We start from the raw sequence: 23,558 nt of genomic DNA on the forward strand, positions 1-23,558 counted from the left end.
CTCAGCCGGCGGAGCGCTCCGCCGACCAGCGGCCCTCCCGCCGATCGATCATCCAGCTCATGTATTCGGCGATGGTGGCGACGGCGGGTTCGCGGGTCATGTCGTCGTGCACACCGGGCACGTCGAAGATCCGGAGCTGTCCGTTGACGACCTTGTCCCATCCCAGGCCGCGTTCGAACAACCGTCCGACGCGCGATTTCGAACTCCGGAACAGAACGACTTCGCCGTCATACGGCTGCCAGGGATACAACGCCCTGGCGTCCAGCAGATAGTCCATCAGGCCGTGATTGAGGAAATCCTCGTTGGTTGCTCTCGGACGCGGTGCATCACCGCCCCGGCCGATCAATCGCGCCAGGGGATTGTTCCTGACGATCGAGTACTGCGACATCGCAGCCGCCATGCTCATGTCCCCGGACCTGACCTTTCGAACGCGCGCGATCAGATCGGGGATGATCCTGTCCGTCAGTTGGATTCGCCTCAGGAAACGATCGAACCGGCTCATCGACTCCACGTAGCCGGGCGCGACCGTATCGAGCAGAAAGATCACCGACACTTCGCCGTCGAGACTCTTCAATTGTTGAGCGACCTCGAGCGCGACGTTGCCCATCAGGCAGAGGCTGATCAGATAGTACGGGCCGATCGGATCGTGCGCCCGGATCTGCCGAACCGCATCGGCCGCGATCCTGCGAATGCTGTCCTGATCGAGCGGCGGCAACTCGGCGGCGTCGGCCCACTGCAAGTCGATGAACGGACGTCCCGCCGCCACCCGCTGAACCAGCGGATAGTACAGGGATCTGTTGCTCAACGCGAAGATCGGCGGCAGCTTGCCCTCGGATTGCAGCACGCAAGGCTGGAAATAGGGCCGCGTGGGACGTCGGCTCGGCAGTCTGCGCTCGAGCGAGAGCGCAACAGGGGTAGCGATGTCGCCGCTCGGCTGATCGCCCTTCGAGGCCGGAGCCCAGCCCTCCCGGTCGCTCTCGACCAGATCGGCCTGGGCCTCCATCTCCTCGGACCACGCCTTCAGCAGCGTATCGGCGGCGGCGGCGACGTGATGATCGGTGTTGTACTCGCAGGAGATCCGCCACCCCTCCTGTCGCTCCACCAGGAAGAAACTGAATTCGTAGAGGCAACCCGTCGTCACCGACGGCAGCGACACCAGTTCGAGAGCGCCGCGCCGGATCACGCCGACCTGGCTGGTCTCGACATTGGCGGCCTGCGCCGCAAAATTGATGGCGTAGCCGAGCGGCAGGTCTTTCCGATCCGACAGTTCGATGCCGGCGACGATCTCGGCGAATGGCAGCGCCTTGTTGGCCAGCGCCTGCGAGACCTCGTCCCTGATGCGGCGCGCGTGCGTGAGCGGATCGCTGCCCGCCTCGATCCCGAGCCTCAGGACCACGGTGTTGACCACGGGGCCGACCAGATCGAACAGCAACGGATCGTCGCGGTTGGCGACCTGCGTTCCGATGATGATCTCGTCCGTCTCCAGCTTGCGGCCCAGGGCACGCGTCAAGGCCGCACACGCCAGCCCGTACATCGTGAAGCCTTCACGCCGCGCCAGCGCCTGCAGCGCATCCGTCAGCGGCCTCGGAAGAACACGGCTCCTGATCTCGCCGTCGCGGCCGGCATCGAGCACGCGCTGCCTGGTGGGTTTGATGTCGAGGGGACACAGCCCCGACAATTTGCCTCGCCAGTACTGTCGCTCCTCGGTCAGGCCGTCGCTCGCCAGCAACGCCGACTGCCACTGCGCATAGTCCACATATTGCAGGTCCAGTTCGCGCAAATCCGGCCGTTGACCGCGCTCCAGCGCTTCGACCGCGGCGGCGAATTCGCGCGCGATCAGTCCGACCGACCAGCCATCCGCGATGGCGTGATGGAACGTGAGCAGCAGGATCGCCTCGTTCGGCGAGCGCCGAAGCACGGTCGTTCGCCAGGGCGGTGCGACCACCGGATCGAACGCCGCCCTCGCCTCGAGCGACGCCAGCCGCTCCGCCTCCGCCTGGTAGCGGTCGCTCGATAGCTGCGACAGATCGATCAGGGACAGCCTCGGCGAGGCTTCGACGACAATCTGTGAGTAGCCGTCGGCCGAGCGTTCAAATCTCGTCCGGAGCGCCTCGTGCCGGCCGGCGAGAAAGTCCAGCGCCTTCTGGATCGTCTGGTCGCGCACCGCTCCCTTCATCAGCCAGCGCATCGCGACATTGGCCAGCGACGAGCCTGGGCTGTGACTCTGAAGGTCGAGATAGCGCTCTTGAATGCTGGTGCAGCGGACCGGTTCGATCCCCGGCTCTTGCTCGACGATGGAGGGGAGCTGCGTCTTCATGTCGTCCTCACGCGGCTCAAGGGACGCCGGAACTCGGCGAGCGATGGTGTCTTCCTGTCCGACGTCTGCGTTCTTGCCGCGACGGAGCCACGTCGCGCCAGATCGCTCATGCTCGGATTGGTCATCAGATCCTGTGCCCTGATCGGCAGTTTGGCTTCCGAAAACCGCGCGGCCATCCGGAAGACATGCAGGCTGGTCGCGCCGAGAGCGAACACCCGGTCATCCGGCTTGATCCCGGTGCGATTTAGCGCCGCTTCGACGATCGCAATGACCTTGGCCAGCACGTCTCGCGCCGGCTCGTCGCGCTCTTCCAGCTTCTCGCTGAAACTGACGACAGTCGACGGAGTGACGATCGCCGCGGACAGAGCTTTCCGGTCCAGTTTGCCATTCGCGGTCTTCGGCAATTCGGCGACTTCAACGAACCGATTGGGGACCATGTAGTGAGGCAGGCTGAGCTGCGCCGTCTGCTGCAGACTGTCGACACTCACCGTCATCCCGGGCTTCGCCACGAAGGCAGCCACCAGCGCGGCGTCGGCAGTGTCGGCATTCTCGACCATGAGGGCGGCGTCCACGATCTCTGGACAGGTTCGCAGGACGGCTTCGATCTCTTCCAACTCGATGCGGAAGCCGCGAATCTTCACCTGCTGGTCGCGCCTGCCCAGCAGTTGAATACTGCCGTCGGCGAGGCGCATCGCCAGATCGCCGGTTCGATACAGCCGAACCGTTTCGCCATCCTGCAGCGTCATCACCGGAAACGCGGCAGCCGTCAGATCGGGCCGATTGACGTAGCCTTTGGCGAGCCCCGTTCCGCCGATGCACAGCTCTCCCGGCGTGCCCACTGGCGCCAGCGTCCCGTCGTCGGTCAGAATGTGGAGATCCGAATTGGCGACCGGTTCGCCGATGACGATCGGCCGAGATGCATCGACGATCCGTCCGCAGGCCGACCAGATCGTAGTCTCGGTCGGCCCGTACATGTTCCACAGCTCGAAGCCTGCGGCGATCAGCTTGTCGGCAACGTCGCGCGGCAGCGCCTCGCCGCCGCTCAGCGCACGAAGCGGCCGCGACGGCTGCAAGCCGGCTTCGAGAAGCACGCGCCAGAGCGTCGGAGTGGCCTGAACGATCGTTGCAGCGCTGGTTTCGATCAGCCGCACGACGCTCTCGGGCTCGAGCAGCCTGTCCTTGCCGCAGATCACCGTCCGACCGCCGCAATACAGCGGCAGCAGCAGTTCGAGAACCGCGATGTCGAACGACACCGTGGTGACCGCGACGATCCGATCATCGGCGCTGAAGCCCGGCTGGATCGCCATCGAGCCGAGGAAATTGGCGAGCGCGCGGTGACCGATCTCCACGCCCTTCGGCGTTCCGGTCGACCCCGATGTGAAGATCACATAGGCGGTCGAGTCGAGCACCTCCTGTGACGGCGCGGGTTCAGGACGAGCGGCCGATGCGGCATCGATCTGCGCAGCATCCCGCACGAGATCGATGATCGGCGTCCCCATTTCGGCCGCAACCGGGCAGTCCGCTCCGGCAGTGATGAAGATCGCAACCTCGGCAGCTCGAGCCATCTGCCGTATCCGAGCCACCGGAAGCGAGGGATCGACCGGGACGTAGGCGAGCCCCGCCTTCGCAACAGCGACCAATGCGACCGGCAGATCAAGGCCGCGCGGAACCACCACCGCGACCCGGGCTCCGTTGGCGGGAGCCAACGCTCGCAACCGATCCGCAATCCGGTTGCTTCTCGATTCCAGCTCGCGGTAGCGCAGAACGTCCGTCTCGTACTCCACCGCAATCGCATCGGGCGTGCGGTCGCAGTTCCGCTCGATCATCTCCACCAGGGGGATGTCGAAACGCGACGGCTGAACAGTGGCGGTTTGACCGCTTTCACGGCCGCTCACGATCAGCTCCTGCAGCTTCAGTTCGTGCAGATTGATCTGAGGCTGCTCGAGCGCTTGCGCCAGGATCCAGCGCAATTGCTCGAGCCATCGCGACACCGTCGCCCGATCGAGCAGATCCGTCGCGTAGTCGACCTCGATCGTGATGTCGTCGTCCGTTTCGATCATGTTGATGAAGATGTCGAAATTGACGAACGCTTTTGGATTCGTGTCGACACGCGTTTCGACGTCACGGAACGTCAGCCGAGAACCGACCCGCTCGAGATTGAACTGGACGTCCGACAGCGGAGTCCGGTTGATGCCGCGGGGAATGTCCAGGTCACGAACCAGAGACCCCAACGTGTAGTCCTGGTGATCGAAGATGTCGTTCAGCTTCTCGTCCACGTGCTTCAGATGTTCGTAAAACGAGACATCCGGCCGGGCAGACATCGGAACCGGCAGGAAGTTGACGCAATGCCCGACCAGATCCTGCCGATCCAGCAACGCCTGCCCCCCCATCGGCACCGTCAAGACAACGCGCTCGTTGTCGCAAAGCCGGGCGAACAGAGTCTGCACCGAGGCAAACAGCACCGTGAACAGGGTCACGCCACGGCGTTTCGCCAGCTCCCTGGCCTTGCCGCAGAGTTCCTGTCCCAGCCGCTCGCGCAAGGATGCACCCAGGAAGCTCTTGATCTCCGGGCGCGGACGGTCGAGCGGAAGCTCCGAGGACGCCGGCACCTGTGCGAACTGTTTCCGCCAGAATTCGACCGTGGAAGCAGACGGCGGAGATCGCTGCGCGGCGTGTTCGGCAAAGCTCGCGGCCGGCACCAGCGACGGCACTCTTCCGTCGCGATAAGCGTTGTAAATCTCGGCCAAGTCGCCGAGCAGGACGTTCATCGACCAGCCGTCGCAGATGATGTGATGCGCGGTGAAGACCAGCACATGGACGTCAGAGTCCAGACGCAGAAGGCTCGCGCGAACCAACGGTCCATTGAAGAGGTCGAACGGCGTTCTTGCATCCTTGGCCAGCCACCGCGTCAGTTCCGTATCGCGGTCCTCCCCGTCCAGAACGATGATCGGGATCTTCGGCACGAAATCGGGGATGATCTCGAGCATCCCGGTGAAATCGACGACACGGCCGCGAAGCGCCTCGTGACGCCGGATGACGTCTTCGACCGCCTTGATCAAAGCACTCTCGACGAGCGGGCCGTTGAAACCAACGCTGACCGACTCGTTGAACGCCATCGAGGCTGCTTCACCCATCTGCGCCGCAAGCAGCACCTCCATCTGAGGCTCGGTCAGCGGCACGGTCTTGCGTGTTTGCGGCTGCGGCCCGGCCTGGTCGTCACCGTCACGGGCTAGCGGCTTGGCGATGCCCTTCGCCTCGCCCGCGACCAGCCCGGCGTCTGCAAAGGCGCCGATCGCCCGTTCGAACGCGGTGTCGATCGCCTGGCACTGGGCGGCCTCATGAGCGGTGGTGAGGAAACACGGGAAGCCCTCGTGAACATGAATCCCTTGCAAGCGAAGCTCGGCGAACAGCAGGCCGGCAAACCGCCCCAAGGCTGAACCATCGACAAAGAACCAGCTCGCACAGGTCTCGGCCCGCGTCGGCAATCCGTGGCCGTCGAGGTGCGAATTGATCCGATCGACGAGCTGCCGCGTGCGCTGCGCCAATGGCGCGTAGATTTCCGTCTGGTTCTGCTCGATGTGCTCGAGCACTGCGCGTGCGGCGGCGAGCACCATCGGATGCCGGACGAACGTTCCGGCAAAGAATGTCGGTGCGACTTCGGGCTCACTATCGTCGCCATACTGCCAGAAGCCGCCATCCAGCGCGTCCATGAAATCAGCGCGGCCTGCGACCACGCCGATCGGCATTCCTCCGCCGAGAACCTTGCCGTAGGTCGCCAGATCGGCCTTGATGCCGAAGACTTTCTGCATTCCACCGGGATCGACCCTGAAGCCGGTCACCACCTCGTCGAACACCAGCGCGGTCCCGCTGTTCGCTGTCAGCTCACGCAGGGAGGCGACGAAGTCTCGCGGCTGCAGAGCAGGATGCCGGCTTTGAATCGGCTCGACGATCACGGCCGCAAGATCGTCGGCCATTCGGCTGACGATCTCGAGGCTGGCTGGATGGCCGTACGGCAGGACGATCATCTGTCCGACGTTTTCGACCGGGATGCCCGACGCGATCGGAAGTGCACCGGGCACGCTGCCCGCACGGCACGACTTGATCAGAACCTCGTCGAACTGACCATGATAGGCGCCGCTGAACACCACGACCTTCTGTCGTCCGGTCACTGCCCGCGCGATCCGAATGGCGGCCATGACAGCTTCCGAGCCGGTATTGCAGAAAGCGACCCGCTCATTGCCGGTCATGGCGCTGATGCGCGCAGCGACCTCGCCGGCCAGTTCGGTCTGCGGTCCGATCGCGAATCCGTCTTCCAATTGCGCCTGCAATGCAGCGACGACGAATGGCGGCACATGACCGAACATCGTCTGGCCGTAGCCGTTCACCAGATCGATGTACTCGTTGCCATCGACGTCCCAGATCGAAGCTCCCTTCGACCGCTTGCACACGATCGGGTAGACCATCTCCTTCCACTGGGCATTGAAGCCGCTCGCGGTCCGGGGATCGGCGAGAACTCTGCGGGATGCCTGGGCGCGGGACTTCGATCCAGGAGTGCGGTCGTTGTAGCGTCGGACGAGGTTCGCGATGTAGGTTCGCTGCTCTGGCGCGAGTTCGAGCTCGTCAGCGCCGGCGCCGGGGCGATACATTTTGAACCGACCGCCGCCCTCCTCGCCCGTTTCCGGCATCACAAGGTCACTCTCAGGGGGGCTCCCTGCGCGGCTATTGGCCGGCACCGCCGCAACGGGCAACTCGGCCGCGATGCGCTCGTCCTTGCCGACCGCCGCGAGCTGAGCGGCAAAGATCCGTTCCATCGATTGCAGTTGCTCGCGTAGCAACGCCTCGACGCCTCCGGTTGGCGTCGTCGTCGGAGCCGGGGGATGTTTCGACAGCGAGGTCTCTGCCGGTCGCTCGACGATCGACCGCTCGACCATCGTCACCTGAGGCCTCTCGGGCACACGCTCGACCTGGGGCAATCTGTCGGCCGGTGCCGACGTCTTCACCATCGCAGCCAGGGCATCGAGCGAGTTGAGATCTCGCATCAACTGCCTGAACGTGATCTTCACACCGAACGACTTGTTGACACGCTGCGCCACCTGACCGAGCAGCAAAGAGTCGAATCCGAGCGAGATGAAGGACGTCGCCGCATCCTGATCCGAAAGAGGTCGCCCCGAGACATCTGACAGGATAGCCGCAAGCGTCTTGATCAACGCCTTCGAGACTTCGTCACCAGGCATCTTACTCTCCATCGAGACGCTACACAGACCATCCCGATCGCGACGAAGCTCTTGCAGGGGAGCCGGCCGAGCGAACGCGTCTCCTCGGTCCGCTGGGACAGGCATGGTGACAACAGGACGGGCCGGAGCTGGGGGCGCGATCCAGTGGCGCGTGCGCTCGAACGGATAGCTTGGTAATCTCAGCCGTGGGGCCCCGGCCGCCGGGCGACCATCGGATTTCAGCCTCGCGCCGCGTACCCACAGATCGCCGAGCGCTTGCGCGAAAGTCAGCTCTTCGTCGTTTCGTTCCGCGTAGTCCGGAGCGGTCGTGATAATCGCCCGGACCTTGGAAGCGGACGATGAGGCCCCCGCGAATGTCGACAGCGTTCTGCCCGGCCCGACCTCGACCAGAAGACAATCAGCCCGTTCGGATATCGTATCGATCAGCGCGGTGAGCGCGGCGCGGAAGCTGACAGGCTCGCGGCATTGACGTGCCCAATAGGCGGGCGACGTCGCTTCTGCCGCGGTCATCCATGTTCCCGTCACGGTCGAGATCAACCGGCGCTTCGGCGGTCGGAGCTGAATCCCAGCGGCGATTTTCTCGAGCTCGACAGCCACCGGATCCATCATGGCTGAATGAAAGGCGTGCGAGGTGTGGAGACGCCGATGAGGGATCTCCTCCCTTTGCAGCCGCCGCTCGAGTTCTTCCACGGCTTCGAACGGACCGCTGGCGACGCTGAGGCGAGGCGAATTGTCGGACGCTATCTCGACGCCGACCGGCAGATGCGCCGAAAGCTCGGCGGCCGACAACCGGACGCTGAGCATGGCACCCGGAGCCTGGGCCTGCATGATGCGTCCGCGATGCACCACCAGCTCGAGCGCATCCTGATACGACATCACGCCCGCCAGCGTCGCCGCCACCAACTCGCCGAGGCTATGGCCGATCATCGCCCTCGGCTCGATCCCGGACAGGAGCAGCCGCTGCGCCAGCGCATGTTCGACGAGAAAGAGCGCCGGCTGCGCCAAGGTCGTCGATCGGATCGCATGATCGTCGACGTCGCGATCGTCGAACAGCACGGCGAGGATGTCGACGCCGAGATGATCCTTGACGATCGCTGCACCGCGCTCGATCTCGGCGCGGCATTCCCGATCGGACTCGAAGAGCCAGCGCCCCATTCCCGGGTACTGAGCTCCCTGGCCGGGGAACATGAACACCGCACCGGGGCGGAGTGATACCGGGCGGGCGTCGGAACGAACCTCGCGCAACGACCGGACCGCTCCTTCCACAGAGTTGACGGCAACAGCCCAACGCCGATCGAACGTCCGCCGTCCCGCGGCAAGGGTGTGGGCCAGTTCGTTCAAGCCGACGCGCTCGCCACGCCGAACGGCGTCGTCAAGGTGATCGGCGAGCCGCAGCCGCATCGTCTCCAGCGCAGCGGACGACTTGGCGGACAGCCGGAGAACCACCACGTTCTCGACCCGAGTCGAACTCTCCGCAGCAGTCGGCGGCGACTCCTCCAGGCACAAATGAACATTGGTGCCTCCGACCCCGAAGGCGCTGACGCCGGCGCGACGCGGGCGATCTCCGCGCGGCCATTCCTGCAACTCCGTCGCCACCCGGAATCCCCGCTTCGCAAGGTCGAGGCGTGGGTTGGGCTCCGCAAAATTCGCCTGAGGCGGCAGAATGCCGTGGTGAAGCATCAAGGCGGTTTTGATCAGCCCTGTGACGCCCGCCGCGGCATCCAGGTGACCGACATTCGCCTTTACCGATCCCAAAGCACAGTTGCGATCGCTGATCGAACCGGTGGAGGCTTCAGCGAACGCTTGCGACAGTCCCTCGATCTCGATCGGATCGCCGAGCGGCGTGCCGGTGCCGTGGCACTCGACGTAGCCGATGGTCTCGGCCTCAAATCCGGCCATCGCCAGCGCCGCCGCGATACACTCCGCCTGCCCGCCGACGCTGGGGGCTGCGAATCCCACCTTGCCGGCGCCATCGTTGTTGATGCCGTAGCCCCTGATCACCGCGTAGATCTCGTCGCGATCCGCGATCGCGTCCGCGAGCCGTTTGATCGCAACCACGCCCGCACCGGAACCGAACACGGTCCCCGCCGCATCGACATCGAACGGCCGGCACGTGCCGTCGGGCGAGGCTATTCCGCCCTCCTGATAGATGTAGCCGCGCTTCTGGGGAAACGTAATCGAGACCCCTCCGGCCAATGCCATGTCGCATTGCAGAGCGGCGAGGCTTTCGCATGCCTGCGCGACGGCCAGAAGCGACGTCGAACAGGCACTCTGGACCGAAACCGCCGGCCCCTTGAGATTCAGCTTGTAGGCGACCCGCGTCGCAGTGAAATCATTGAGTGTGCCCAACAGCTCGGAATAGCACCCCACCTGAAAGTTCGACGTGAACCGCTCGACGGCCTCACGATCGGGGCAGACGTGTCGAAGAAAATAGGTATTCAGCGAGCTGCCGGCGAATACGCCAACCGCCCCCTGATAGCGCTCCGGGTCGTATCCCGCATCATCCAACGCTTCGGCGCAGATCTCGAGGAATATCCGCTGCTGCGGATCGGTCAAATCCGCTTCGCGCGGCGACATTCCGAAGTAGTCGCAGTCGAACAGATCGACGTCGTCCAGAATCGGCTTCGCTGCAACAAAGTCGGACTCGGCACGCTCCTGATCGCCGAAAGAATCTTCCAGTTCGTCAGGAGAGAAACGCGAGACGCTCGTACGCGCCGCGACGATGTTCTGCCAGAGCTTCTGGACATCCGGTGCGCCAGGAAAGCGACCGGACAGCCCCACGATCGCGAAGCCGATCTCATTGTTGTCCGACATCTAGCCTCAGCTCCATCTAGCTCTATGCGTGATGGCTCCGAACGTCGATCGCTCCATAGGCGGCGTTCATCGCGCGTCTCTGCCGTCGGCCACGCGCCGCTCCGGCAATAGCGAGCGACCGATGCGAGGCTCCGTCCAGACAAGCCTGGAACTCGGCAATGCTGGGATGTGCAAACAGATCCGTTACCGGAAATCGCAGGCCGGTCGCAGCCTGAATCCGCTCGTGCGCTGCAATCATCTGAAGCGAGGTGGCGCCTAGATCAAAGAGGTTCGACCTGGCGTCGACCGCCCGGCCGAGCAACGCGGCCCAGATTTCCCCGACAATCGATCCGACACCGACGTCCGAGAATTCCTCGTAGCCGGCATCTCCGTGCAGTTGCTCGGCCTCGATCAGGTCTTTCAGCAGCTTCGTTCTGTCGATCTTTCCGTTCTTGTTCAGCGGCAACTCATCCACGATCCTGATCGTCGACGGAATCGCCTGGACGGGCAACTGGTCCTTGAGCCTGCGGATGACGCCGGCCTCCAGATCACCGCCGGCGTCGCCCGACCGCGGCTTCAGGAAAGCGACAATTCGCTTCACGTCGCCTCGATCGGAGGAGAGCACGACAGCCGCGTCAGCCAGCACCGGATCCTGCCGTAACGCCTGCTCCACGCCGTCGAGTTCGATGCGAACGCCGTTGACCTTCACCTGCCGATCCCGCCGCCCGCGGAATTCGATGGCACCGTCGCTCCGACGACGCACGTAGTCACCGGTCAGATAGAGCCGCGCCGCGGGATCGTCCGACCACGGATCGACGACAAACTTCTCCGCCGTCAGCTCCGGGCGATTGAGGTAGCCCAGCGCCAGCCCGCTGCCACCGGCGCAAAGCTGGCCATCCTCACCGTCCGGAACGGGCTCCAACGTGTCGGACAGGATGCGCACATCCGTCCCGGAAATTGGGAAGCCGATCGGGACCGGTCCGTCACCCCAACCGGCACGCGGGACCGAATAGCAGCACGTAAACGTGGTGTTCTCGGTGGGGCCATAGCCGTTGACGATCGCGCAATCCGGCAGCAATGCCATCGCACGACGAACATGCGCCGGCGAAAGAACGTCGCCACCAGCCAGCAGGGTCGTCAGGCCAGACAACGCATCGGGCCGCTCGTCGACCATCACATGAAACAGACCGGCCGTGAACCAGGCCGCATTCACCGAGAAGCGCTTCAGCGTCTCAGCAATCCGATCGACCGACAGCACCGCATCTTCGACAATGACGACCTGTCCGCCGTTCAGGAGCGGCCCCCAGATCTCCAACGTCGATGCATCGAATGCCAATGGCGCCGCATGCAGCATCACGGTCGCCGGAGACAGCGTCATGAAATCCGCATCGACGACCAGCCTGACAATGGCGCGATGTGGCACCACAACGCCTTTAGGCCGTCCGGTGGACCCCGAGGTGAACATCACATAGGCCGGCAACGACGGCATCAGTCCAAGGGACAACGGCTCGACGGACTCCTGTCGGGCGGCATTCAATTCGTCACCAAGGCGGCGCTGTTCGATCCCGTCGATCGGAAGCGCTTGCTGCTCCGTCAATATCAGCGCCGGCCGAGCGTCCAGAATGGCGCTGTTGATCGCTTCCAGTCCCTGCCCGAGGTCGAGGGGCATATAGACTCCGCCCGCCTTCAAGATCGCAGTCATGCCAATCAGCGTATCGATCGAACGGCCGGTCAGCAGCACCACGATAGCGCCGACCTCCACGCCTCTTTTGACAAGCAATCGTGCCAATTGGTTCGACCGGAAATCGAGTTCGGCGAACGTGATTTGTCCACGCTCGGAATTTGCCGCAACGGCCTCCGGAAAACGCCTGGCAATTCGCTGAAGGATCTCGGGAACGGTGCCGTGCGGCGCCGCGCCGCTGCCAGACCCCTCTTTGATAACTACGGTCCTCGCCATGACTACCCCTACCCTTGCCAGCGACTAACCGCAATCTACGTTGCAGGTTAAGCTTACTCTTAACCCGTGAGTAAGTGAAAGCACTAACGTACACGGATTGCGCAAGTCCGCTCGTTATCGGCATCATCCTCCGCTGACGGGCCGCGGCGTTGACCTATATGTCAACGCGCCGACGCCTTTCGTCATGCCGCACCATGATGAGGCCGCAGCCGTCACCCCAAACATCACTTCTTGAAACACTGCCATTGTGGATAGAAGTCATTGCGGGATCTGAGCTTCACACGCGCCGCCATTCAACCATCGACGAGATCGCCCGACCCGAACTTTTGAAAGCGAGTAACTCTTACTTGAAAGGTTCTGAAAAACCTACAATGATGATCCGCAGTGCGACGGCTCGCCGTCGCGGATTTCGATGGACTTCACTGCGCCGCGATCACGACACTTTAAGAAACACGTTGAACGCCGAAACTTTCAACCTCGAACGCATCATCGTCAACGATCACTGGGTATCGAGCAATGTCATTGCAATCGCTCGGAGACCGCCTTGATGCAAGTGCCGGACGCCCTTCCGGCTTCGACTATATGAAGGTCTCGCTCGCCGTGATGGTGATCGCGACGCACAGCGTTCTGACGAGCTATGGACAGGCCGCGGACGCGGCGATGTGGGATACGCCAGCGCGTCCATTTCTCCGCTCGGTACTTCCGATGTTCTTCGGAGTCAGCGGGTTCCTGGTCGCCGCCAGCCTCGACCGCTGCAAGACCCTCATCAAATTCTTCGGCCTTCGGGCAATCCGGATATTTCCGGCCCTCGCCGTCGAAGTCCTGCTGTCCGCCTTCCTCATCGGACCGATGCTGACGACGCTGGCATTGAGCGACTATTTCACGGACAAATTGTTCTTTCTCTACCTCCTCAACGCAATTGGCGAGATCCACTACCTCCTTCCGGGCGTCTTTCACGACAACCCCAAGCCGGATATCGTGAATGCTCAGCTTTGGACTGTCCCTTACGAATTGTACACCTACGGGGCGATCGGGCTCTTGGCGCTGGCCGGCGTTCAGCGATATCGCATCTTGGCGCCGGTCGCGGTCGTTGGCCTCATCCTGTTTCACTTCGTGGCCCGGCTGTGGTGGCACGACTGGCAATACCTGCCGTTCAACGGCAACCTGCCCGGCTTCACCTTGATGATCTCTGGGATCGTCGGGCTATCGCTCTACTACTACCGCTACGAGATCCCGTGGCGATGGTCCGTGTTTTGGTGCGCGACGGTCGTCGCTCTCCTCGGGATGTATTCCCGTTACGGCGGTGAGTATTTCGGCGCGCTGGTCGTTCCCTACGTCGCGATCTTCCTCGGCCTTACGACGCCGCGGCGCCTCGCGATCGTTCGCGATCGCGATTACTCGTACGGGATGTACCTCTATGGATTTGTGATCCAACAGACCTTTGCGGCCACGATTCCGGCCGGCCGTATCTGGTGGGTCAATATCCTGGTGTGCGTTCCGGCCGCGGCGATCCTCGCTGCAATGTCATGGCACTTTGTCGAACGCCCTGCTCAAAACTTGAAATCCTTGGTCAGTTCTCTCGAGGCACAGTATCTCAGGATCATGCGCCGCCCGGCGGTGGCTTCCGGCAGTGTTTCCGTACGCGCGGATGCCTGACAAATCGGCCCGGCGGGCCCTTGGCGTCCACTGCCGGCGCGTCCATGAACCGGCGCGTCATCGAGCTGATGGGGTGAGACAAGACAGAATGGCGTCCGACGACCCCCGTCCTGGTCTGACCTTATCATTCTTTCACCGGGTCCGCCTCCAGGCCCGCCGGTCGGCTCCCATCGTGCTGACGGCAGTCGTGCTCGCCGGGAGCGCTGCCCTCCATCATCCAAGAGCCGTCGCCGCGGATGCCCTCGGTGATCGCACGACGCGACCGACCAGTCCTTGGGGCGTCGCCACCGGCGCCGAATGGCTTGATGACCACCCGCGTTTCAATCCGATCCTTGCAAAGGCCGGCGTGACATGGCTCCGCGCTTTTCACGAATGGCAGTCGATTCAGCCGAACCGAGGTACATGGAACTGGGCTCCGTCGGATCGGCTGGTCAACGATGCCACCGCCAACGGCCTCGGCCTTCTGTATCCGCTGGCCTACCTGGCGCCCTGGGCTTCGGCCGATGGAGGCACGCGCGCTTTTCCGATCAAGGATATCCAGTACTGGCGAGACTACGTCGGCGCTGTGGTCGAGCGCTATCATCGATCGGTGAAACATTGGGAGGTCTGGAACGAGTTCAATGGCAGTTTTGCCATTAACGGAAATCCGTCCTCATACGCGGATTTGGTCAGGGAGGCATCGATTGCAGCAAAGCGGATCGATCCCTCGGCACGGGTCGGCCTCAGCGTCGCGAATTTCGACGTCAGCTTCCTGGAACGTACCATCGAAGCTGGTGCAGCCGGTCATTTCGACTTCATCTGTATCCATCCCTATGAGAAGCTCGATCTGCTCGAGAGCGGAAGCGAAGTCGAGTTCATGGCGATGGCGTCGACGCTGCGTCGGATGCTCGCCTCTCACAGTCTCGACAGCTCACTCCCGCTGTGGATATCGGAGATCGGCGCAGTCGCGAACACCGAGGCCAAGTCCGAAGCGAGCCAAGCGCGGCTGCTGACCAAAGCCTACATTCTGGGACTCGCATCGGGTTTCGAGAAGATATTCTGGTTCGAGGCACGCGGCCCGGCCTATCGCGATCAGGCGGATCATGGATTGCTCAGGTCGGACTATTCTCCCCGCCCGGCATTGGACGCCCTTGCGACACTGATCGGTCTGTTGGGTGACCACCCCACCTACGTCGGATGGGTGCGAGCGGGGCAACAAGGTCTCGGCTTCGTCTTCGAAGGCCGATCAGGTTTCGTGATGGCAGCCTGGAATACCTCGGAGAAGACTGCCGAAATGACCTTCCAGTCGCCGGTTCTGGTCACGCGTACCGACGGCTCGGAGGCCTCCCTGGATGCCGGTCAGCCCCTTCGCTTGTCGCCCACCCCCGTGCTGGTTTCGAAGTTTCCCGACGCCATCGTACAGCAGGCAAAGCGAAGCCGCGATCTGCCGATCCTGCAAGATCGCGACTATTCGATTGCCGACGCCGTCACGATCTCTCTTCGGGAAACCAATCGCGGTGACGGAATCCAGCAGATCAATCCGCAAACCACCAAGGTCTTTCAGGACGAGAGTTCGACGTCGCGGCGGCTGGATTTTACAGTCGCGAACAACGAAGGTCGCTACGCCTATTTCTCGGTTTCTCCGCAATTTGTTCCGTGGGGTACCCGACGGCTGCAAATCACCGCAACCGTCAAACGGCTGCCGGGAAGCCCGAAGGCTGGATTCAGTTTGGACTACGAATCCCAGGGCGGCTACGTCAACGCCCCGTATCGCGAGATACCCAACCAGGCGGATTGGCAGGAAATGACATGGACCATCGACGACGCGAACTTTGTCGGTCAGTGGGGGTGGCACTTTCGACTGAACGCAATTGCCTCTCCCAGCGAATTCTTGATCAAGGACATTCGCGTTGCCAGACGGCCATGACATGAGCCTCCGATCGGACTATTGTCGCGCACCGATCGGCCCAGGACTGAACTGAGCTGCGCATGTTTGGTCACGCGGAGCTCGTCGATTGCAGCTTCATGCGACCACTCGGCAGTCCTATCGGTATTTTCTCCATCTGCGGCGAACCCGTTGCCGGCTCCGAGGCTCTCATCCGCGAAATCTACTATTGGCGGGTTGGATGTGACACGCTGGGGCTCTATGGCGACGACCTTGCTATTGTGGACATCGTCGCCCCGCCGAACGGACATGCCTCGGAGTCCGCAGACCCGCAACAGATGCCCGGCATCGGCCCGGACCGATAGGCTGATTGTATGCACGTCGAGAACCTTGCGCATTTCGGCTCCGAAACTCGTTTTGAGGCCGACCTGGTCATTATCGGAGGCGGACCGGCGGGTCTCACGGTCGCGCGCGAATTGCGGGGCGCACCGCTACGCATCCTGATCGTCGAGAGCGGCCTGCTCGAGGAGGCCCCCGAGGCGAGCGAACTTTCGACGCTGGAAAGCGTCGGCGAGCCGAGCGGCCCACACCAGATCCGAAAGAGGATTGCGTTTCACGGCGCCAATTGCCGATCCTGGAGCCAGGAGCAGCAACCCTATGGCGTCCGCTGTCGCGCGCTCGGTGGCTCGACACATGCATGGGCCGGGAAATCGGCTGCTTTCGATGGCATCGATTTTCGGGAGCGGGCGTGGGTCCCGCATTCCGGCTGGCCGATCGATAGAGCGAGCCTCGATCCGTTTCTCGAACGCGCAGCCGACATTCTGAACCTCGGACCGAACCGCTACGACGATACTCTTTGGACTCTTCTCGGCATTTCTCCTCCCGAGCCCCAGTTCGTCGCCCACGGACTTCGGTCGTTCTTTTGGCAGTTCTCGCGATCCCGGATCGACCCGCTCGATATCATGCGGTTCGGCGCCGACTTTCTAAAGCTCGACGCAGACAACATTCGCGTTCTCCTCAACGCGACCGTGACGCGCCTGGATCTGAGCCAGGAGGGAGACGCGTTTCGCGGACTGGAGATCGCCACGACCGATGGGCAGCGTCATACGGTGCACGCAAGAGCAGCCGTGGTGGCCGGCGGTGGTATCGAAAATGCGCGCCTTCTGCTCGCATCCAATACGATCCATCCCAACGGGGTTGGAAATCGGCACGATCTGGTCGGACGCTTCTTGATGGATCATGCCGGGGCGCGGATAGCCAGGTTCGGGGAATCGAACGCGACCCAGGTGATGCGGCGTTTTGGATTTTACGGCCTCCGCAATCGCGGCCGGACCTCCATGTACATGCATGGCCTCGCGATCACCCCCGAGATTCAGGAGCGCGAGCAGCTTCTGAACTCCGCTATCTATTTCATGCCGGAACATGCCGCGGACGACCCTTGGGATGCGGTCAAGCGCCTGCTCACCGGCAGGAGCAAGAGACGGGTCACGGATGCGATCAGGGCCATCGCCGGTGCCGGCCTGCTCGGCAAGGGCGCCGCCATGAAGCTGCTGTCGAGCGACCGGCTGCCGGTCGCCGCCAAGGACTGCATCGTCCAGACCGCCATTCGCTACATGCCAAACGTGGCGGCAGACGATTTCCTCAGTCGTGGCGTGCCCCACAAGGTGACGGACGTATGGATCGACGCCATATCCGAGCAGCGGCCTGATCCGGACAGTCGTATCACCCTGTCAGAGACGACGGATAGGTTGGGCGTCCCGCTTCCGAGGGTCGACTGGAGAATCAACGCCGACGAGCGCCGCACGATCATGCGGCTCGGCCACATCGTCGAGTCGGCCTTCGCGCAAGTGCAGTTCCCGAAGCCCATTCTCGAACCATGGGTCGCGGAAGGCGCGTTCAACGATGCCGTTATCATCGACATGGCTCACAGCATGGGCACGACCCGAATGTCGGCGTCGGCGCGATCGGGCGTGGTCGACGAACACTGCCAGGTGCACGGCGTCCGCGACCTTTACGTTGCCGGCAGTTCGATCTTTCCGACGAGTGGTCATGCCAATCCGACTCTTATGATCGTCGCCTTTGCGGTTCGTCTCGCCGATCGGATCCGACAAACCCTAGTATGATGTGCGTCCCGCGGATCGTCTCGCCGCCGCGACAACGCCGAAGCCGGGTTCAAGCGCCAAACCGGTGTTCGCCCTCACTCGCGATAGCGCATCGCGCTTTGCACAGGCCAGGGCAGCAAAGATGAAGAACGGCAGCCCGAGGTCCGTCAGCGCACCCGCCAGAACCTGCGTCACCAGCATTGCCGCACACGTAACCTTGGCCGCCTTTCTGTATCCGTCATCTCGCGTGTCCACGCCGTTGTCGTCTCGCGCCAAGAAGACCGACAGGAAAAACCCGATAAACAGGACGCTTCCGACTACCCCAAGACTGGCAAGCACCGCAATCGGGAAGCTCGACGCTCGCATGCTCCCGTTGCCGACGCCAAATCCGAACGTGTCGACGAAGTTCTCGAGCCCTTGTCTATTCCACAGCGATCTCTCCACGCCCGACGAACTCGAGAGCTTGTTGAACACCAGTTCGTTGAGAATGTTCGCCACATAGCTCGACGCACGTTCGTCGGCGAGAATTCCCAGAATGATGAAGGCCACCACGAACGGCGCTCCGGCCAACAAGACCATCGATTCAGTTCGCAAGGCGCCGGAGACCGATGCGGAGACGATCTGGAAATAGAAGATGCCCAACACCGCGGCTAGCCCGATATAGGCCGTCGACGATTTCGACATCAGCACCGCGCCGAGCGACAGCACAGCCAGCACGAGCGACAGCCGTCGGTAGACACCGCAAAGCCATAGCTGGAACGTGAAGGCAAAGAACGCGACCGTCATCGATCCAAACGAGGACGCCTCGGTGAAGGAGCCGACCAGACGCTTCGACCCCGCAAGCTCCACTTCGGTCAAAAGCCCGTAGGAGGCGTTCCGGATGAACGACAGGATTTCAGTCGTGTTGGAATAATACGTGGCGAGGTCGAGGACTGCGAAGACAAGGTTGGCGGCGACGCACAGCATCGCGGCGCTCCCCAACTGAATTCTTCCCCGATAGGAGGTCGCGACCGCCAGAATTAGAGCAAAACAGACGAGGTCTCCGACGAGATAGACCGACTGCGTGAAATTCGACGTCGCGGGCTGAAGGACCACCATGTAGCCGGTCGTTCGCACCGGATAGACGAACGTCTCCCCGGCAAACAACCTCGGCATGAAATAGGCCGAGACCAAACAGTCCACCACGATCAGGGCCAGCCAGAATCCGGGTGTTCCTATCGCCACGGACTCGGCCACCCGCCCCCGGCAAGCCGGCTCAGACAGAAGCCGGATCGTCAGAAACCCCAACAGCAGATGCGACGGCGTTACGTTGGTGCCTCCCAGGCTCGGAAGCGTGAAGGCCGCTGCCGCGCCGAGAAGGATCGAGCATACGAATGCGTGAATGATGAACGATACCGGCCTGAAGAGGCTGATCACGCCGAGCGCCAGCGTGATCATTCCGATGACTTCGATCGTCATGCTGCTGCCCCGGAGCCTTTCTCTTGCCGCCCGCGGCCGGAGCTCATCGACGCCTCAGGCCGAACCGAAGTTTCTCGCTTTGCTCAAATCTGTCAACGTCTCCTTCAAACCAGCGATGTCCGTCGCGGCCTCGCGCCGCGTCCCCCCTCGCCGCTGATCGAACCGCCGTCCCGGCGCGGCACTTGACCACGTACGCGAATGGCGCCGTCCCGGCTAGGCTATCCGGAAGCGACAAGTAGCGCAGACCACCGTCGTTTTCGAATATTAGGACCAACGTACCGCCTACTCATCCGCGTCCGCATCGCCGGGCTGGTAGACGCCGTTGTACCCACTTCATTGGGAAGCCCGTGAATTTACCATTGTGCCAGACAAGCAAAGCCCGGCATTCTGATTGCCCCTACAGTTGTCTTGACACTATCTGCCGCCATCGGCAGATCGCTAGTGGGGCCAGGACACGAGACGCCTGGAGATCGTATTAGGTGAGCCCATTGTCCTTTCGTCGGCTGACGATCAACGGGAAATTCCTGACAGCGCGACCTACCGGTGTCCACAGGGTCGCCGATCAGCTCATTCGCCAGATCGTGTCGAACCGGGACGCCCTGGACGGTGTATTTCGGTCTCCCCCCACGATCCTCGCCCCCAAATCCGCACCAGACGGGACACAAGGCGTTCACGTCGAGCGCTGTGGCCGCTTGAGCGGGCAGCTATGGGAGCAGATGGACCTGCCGCGGGCCGCACAGCCAGATCTGCTGCTCAACCTGTGCAATCTGGGACCTGTCGCGCTCGGCAACGCGATCACCATGATCCATGATGCACAGGTCTTCATCACGCCGCAGTCCTATTCGTTCGCCTTTCGAACATGGTACAAGGCCGTCCTGCCTTTGATCGGACGAAGACATCGCCGTATTCTGACGGTGTCCCGTTTCTCGGCCGAACAATTGGTGCGCGCCGGCGTTGCGGCCGCTGACCGCATCTCCGTCGTTCACAACGGGGTCGATCACGTCCTGCACTATCCGCGGACGCCGGAGATCGTCGATCGGCTTTCCCTCGAACGGCAACGCTTCGTCGTCGCGCTGTCCTCCATTCAAGCGCACAAGAACATCAAGATCCTGCTCGATGCTTTTTCCGGCCCGGAGCTCGGCGACATCAAGCTCGTCTTGTTCGGCGGACACGATCGACGCGACTTCGAGAGGTTATCCCTGAACGTTCCTGCCAATGTGGTCTTCGCAGGCCCCGTGACCGACAGTGAACTGCGGTCGCTTCTTGAAGCCGCGCTGTGTGTGGCTTTTCCGTCCACCACGGAAGGATTTGGCCTTCCTCCGCTGGAGGGAATGGCTCTGGGCTGTCCGGCAATCGTAGCTCCCTGCGGTGCGCTTCCCGAGGTCGCCGGGCGAGGAGCGATCTACGCTGCGGCCGACAGCCCCGGAGAATGGGTCGAAGCGATCAGATCGCTCGCGGCTTCACAGCAATTCTGGCGCGAGCGCTCGGCCGAGGGCGTGGCGCAGGCGGCGAATTTCACATGGCGGAAAGCAGGTACGGATCTCTGCGATGTCATTCGACTCGTCGCCGAAGGCAGATAGCGAAAGCCGAGTTGGAGGGCGAATGGGGGCAAGCAGAATTGCGGTGGTCGTCGCCAGCACCGGCCGGCCCGAGGAACTCGGGCGCTGGAGGGACCACATTCTCCGGCAGACTCTCCAGCCCAGCCGGTTCGTCTTCGCGGTCGTGAAGCCGTCCGATCTTCCGCCCGCGGAATCGCTTCTTCCCTTCGCCGAGATTCTCTATTGCAGTCCAGGACTGCCCGTGCAGCGCAATGCTGCGCTGGAGCTGCTTCTCGGTTCGGCGGACATCATCGCGTTCTTCGACGACGATTACGTACCGTCGGCCTACTGCATCGAGGGAATCGAGCACTTCTTCCGGCAGCATCCTGCGGTGGTGGCCGTGAATGGACTTCTTCTGGCGGACGGGATCAACAGCGCCGGAATTCCTTATGAAGAGGCCATCTCACTTGTCGACGCCAACGATCGCAACGGCATGCCCGAGGCGAAGGTGGTCTGTTCGCTCGATGGGCTGTACGGCTGCAATATGGTGTATCGCAGCACTGCAATCGGCGCCGAGCGTTTCGACGAGAACCTGCCGCTCTACGCCTGGCAGGAGGATATCGACTTTGCCGCGCGTGTCGGCCGCCGAGGGAGCCTCGCCTTGACGACGGCATTCGCCGGGGTTCACCAAGGTGTCAAAGCCGCACGTCTGGCGGGGGTTCGCCTGGGGTACTCGCAGATCGTCAACCCCGTGTACCTGATGAAGAAGGGAACGCTGTCGATCAGAGCCGGCATCCGGCTGATCGCGCGCAATCTGCTGATGAACCATGCCCGCGCCTTCAAGCCCGAGCCGTGGATCGATCGTAGAGGACGCTGCAAGGGAAACTGGATCGGGATCCTCGACTTGGTGATCGGACGTGATCACCCGAAGAACATCCTGTCCATTCGCCAGTGACCACCCATAGTTCGGTCTATGCCTCCGGCGCGACCGAGGCAGCAACGGTGATGTCCGAGGCGATCCTATCGGTCGCAGCTTTCGAACGTGCTACTTGATCGCACGCCTCGCCAACGATCGAAGGAGACCCAAGATCTTCGCTTCGGCGCCTGCTGGGCGCCCGGCGACAAGCCAGAGCGCCAGGACGGCACCGGCATAGATGGCCCCGGCCAACACGACGACTCCCATCAGCTTCGCAGCCATCAGGACGATTTGCGGCTCGTGTTCCAGGTCACGAATGAGCGGATAAACCGCCGCCGCCATCAATCCCCCCGCAACCATCGAGCGCCAATGCTCCGCGAGCTGCCGCCACACGGCCCAGCCGATCTTCTGTTGAACTGCCCGCATGGAAACCGCCGTCACGAATATCGCGATCACCATTCTCATCGCAACGGCCCCTTCCATCCCGAACAGCCAGATCGCGACCAGCAGTATCGGGATCTTGAAGAGCAATTCCGACAGCGCGATCGGAAACAGCTCCTGAGTGCGATTCAGCGACATCAACAGCGGCGACAGCGGCGCAACGAAGAGTGAGGGAATAATCGACAATGCCATGAACGCGACGATCGGCGAGATCACGATCCACTGCTCGCCCAACACCAGGCGGATCAACGGATCCGCCGTCAATGCAAGTCCAATCAGAACCGGAAGGCCGACGCAGACGATCATTGCTGCGCTCGCTCGATATGCATCCTTCACTCGATCCATGTTGTCGCGGATCAGCGAAAACGCCACGGTGAGCGGATTGAGAAGCTGAATGATGATCACCTGGGTCGGCAACGACGCCAGGTTCGACGCCATGGAGAACCGGCCGAGATCTTGACGGCTCACCATCCGCCCCAGCATCAACTGATCGATCTGCCAGTTCATGGCGCCGACCAGTTGATTGATCGTGGACCACCGCACGAAAGCCGAAAACTCGCTCCATTCCGCCAGCGACAACCGCGGCTTGTACGGAAACGCGATGTGGCTGGCGACAGCCATTGTGAGCGGCGTCGCGATCGTCCCCACGGCGATCGCCCAATACGAGCCTGTGCACCAGGCAATCGCCACCGACAAAACGAGCGACGTCAGCTTGCCCGTCGCCTCGAGAACGACGATCGGCCGATAGTCCATGCGACGGGTGAACTCGGTGATCCGGGGGCTTCCCAGACTCCGGACCGCCGGCGCCACGCCGAGCGCAGAGATGAGCCATACGAGCCTTTCATCCCGATACAGCTCGGCGATCGGCCACGACAGCGCGATCACGACCGCCATCAACACGCAAGACCTGAGCAGTCCCACGGTGAAGGCGGTGTCGTAGTGTCGCTTGGTCGGGTTCATCACCCTGACGAGCGCCACGCTGATCGGGATTTCCATGACCGCTTCGACGATGAAGATCACGGACATCGCAATCGCGATGATGCCGAAGTCGGTCGGCGTCAGAAGTCGCCCCAGAAGACTTAAGGTGATCAGATCGATGCACTTGGTGATCAGACGCGAGGCCACCAGCAGACCGGCACTCGCAGCGGTTCGCGCACCGACCGGCGCGTCAGAGTTAATCTCGGACCCCATCACCCACCAGACATCAAGCCCGCGACGCGCCGCCGGCAAACGGGGGGCGCATCCATCATCGCGCCGCGAACGCGCCGCGTCACGATCACAC

At 62.5% G+C, this 23,558-nt stretch carries 11 protein-coding genes; 6 read left to right on the forward strand and 5 right to left on the reverse strand.

Features of this window, described 5'->3' with window-relative positions:
- Window position 1: 1 nt before the first annotated feature.
- Genes FLL57_RS12080 through FLL57_RS12090 form a run of 3 tightly spaced genes read right to left on the reverse strand, consistent with a single transcriptional unit; the run spans window position 2 to window position 12,301 of the window.
- A complete protein-coding gene (locus tag FLL57_RS12080; RefSeq protein ID WP_142883002.1) occupies window positions 2–2,317 on the reverse strand; it encodes a condensation domain-containing protein in 2,316 nt (771 codons plus the stop codon).
- Window positions 2,314–10,365, reverse strand: coding sequence for a non-ribosomal peptide synthetase/type I polyketide synthase (locus FLL57_RS12085; protein ID WP_142883003.1), 8,052 nt, complete (start codon window positions 10,363–10,365; stop codon window positions 2,314–2,316). The genes FLL57_RS12080 and FLL57_RS12085 overlap by 4 nt, the downstream gene beginning before the upstream one ends.
- Window positions 10,366–10,387: 22 nt before the next feature.
- On the reverse strand, window positions 10,388–12,301 hold the full coding sequence (locus FLL57_RS12090) for a non-ribosomal peptide synthetase (protein WP_142883004.1): 1,914 nt from the start codon (window positions 12,299–12,301) through the stop codon (window positions 10,388–10,390).
- A gap of 516 nt (window positions 12,302–12,817) precedes the next feature.
- Between FLL57_RS12090 and FLL57_RS12095 the strand changes: the two genes are divergently transcribed.
- From FLL57_RS12095 to FLL57_RS12110, 4 genes are all read left to right on the forward strand, one after another.
- Window positions 12,818–13,957, forward strand: coding sequence for an acyltransferase family protein (locus tag FLL57_RS12095; protein ID WP_013501796.1), 1,140 nt, complete (start codon window positions 12,818–12,820; stop codon window positions 13,955–13,957).
- An 88-nt stretch (window positions 13,958–14,045) separates the two neighbouring features.
- Window positions 14,046–15,863 carry a glycosyl hydrolase gene (locus FLL57_RS12100; RefSeq protein ID WP_142883005.1) on the forward strand — a complete coding sequence of 606 codons (1,818 nt, stop codon included), beginning with the start codon at window positions 14,046–14,048 and terminating at the stop codon, window positions 15,861–15,863.
- A 62-nt stretch (window positions 15,864–15,925) separates the two neighbouring features.
- Entirely contained in the window at window positions 15,926–16,186 is a 261-nt protein-coding gene (locus tag FLL57_RS12105) for a hypothetical protein (RefSeq protein WP_142883006.1), read from the forward strand.
- A 9-nt stretch (window positions 16,187–16,195) separates the two neighbouring features.
- Window positions 16,196–17,944, forward strand: a complete 1,749-nt coding sequence (locus FLL57_RS12110) for a GMC oxidoreductase (RefSeq protein WP_142883007.1) — start codon at window positions 16,196–16,198, stop codon at window positions 17,942–17,944.
- Here the strand turns inward: FLL57_RS12110 and FLL57_RS12115 are convergent.
- Entirely contained in the window at window positions 17,936–19,381 is a 1,446-nt protein-coding gene (locus FLL57_RS12115) for a hypothetical protein (RefSeq protein ID WP_047307600.1), read from the reverse strand. The two genes, FLL57_RS12110 and FLL57_RS12115, sit on opposite strands and share 9 nt — an antisense overlap.
- Window positions 19,382–19,860: 479 nt before the next feature.
- Between FLL57_RS12115 and FLL57_RS12120 the strand changes: the two genes are divergently transcribed.
- Window positions 19,861–20,961, forward strand: a complete 1,101-nt coding sequence (locus FLL57_RS12120; protein WP_142883008.1) for a glycosyltransferase family 4 protein — start codon at window positions 19,861–19,863, stop codon at window positions 20,959–20,961.
- Between the two features lie 43 nt (window positions 20,962–21,004).
- Window positions 21,005–21,874 (forward strand): glycosyltransferase family 2 protein, encoded by an 870-nt coding sequence (locus tag FLL57_RS12125; RefSeq protein ID WP_235677129.1) that lies wholly within the window; start codon window positions 21,005–21,007, stop codon window positions 21,872–21,874.
- Window positions 21,875–21,964: 90 nt separating this feature from the next.
- Here FLL57_RS12125 and FLL57_RS12130 read toward each other — a convergent pair whose 3' ends face one another.
- Entirely contained in the window at window positions 21,965–23,506 is a 1,542-nt protein-coding gene (locus tag FLL57_RS12130; protein ID WP_235677130.1) for a lipopolysaccharide biosynthesis protein, read from the reverse strand.
- Between the last annotated feature and the right edge of the window lie 52 nt (window positions 23,507–23,558).

It is taken from the genome of Rhodopseudomonas palustris (genome assembly GCF_007005445.1).
GTDB classification, from domain to species: domain Bacteria; phylum Pseudomonadota; class Alphaproteobacteria; order Rhizobiales; family Xanthobacteraceae; genus Rhodopseudomonas; species Rhodopseudomonas palustris_G.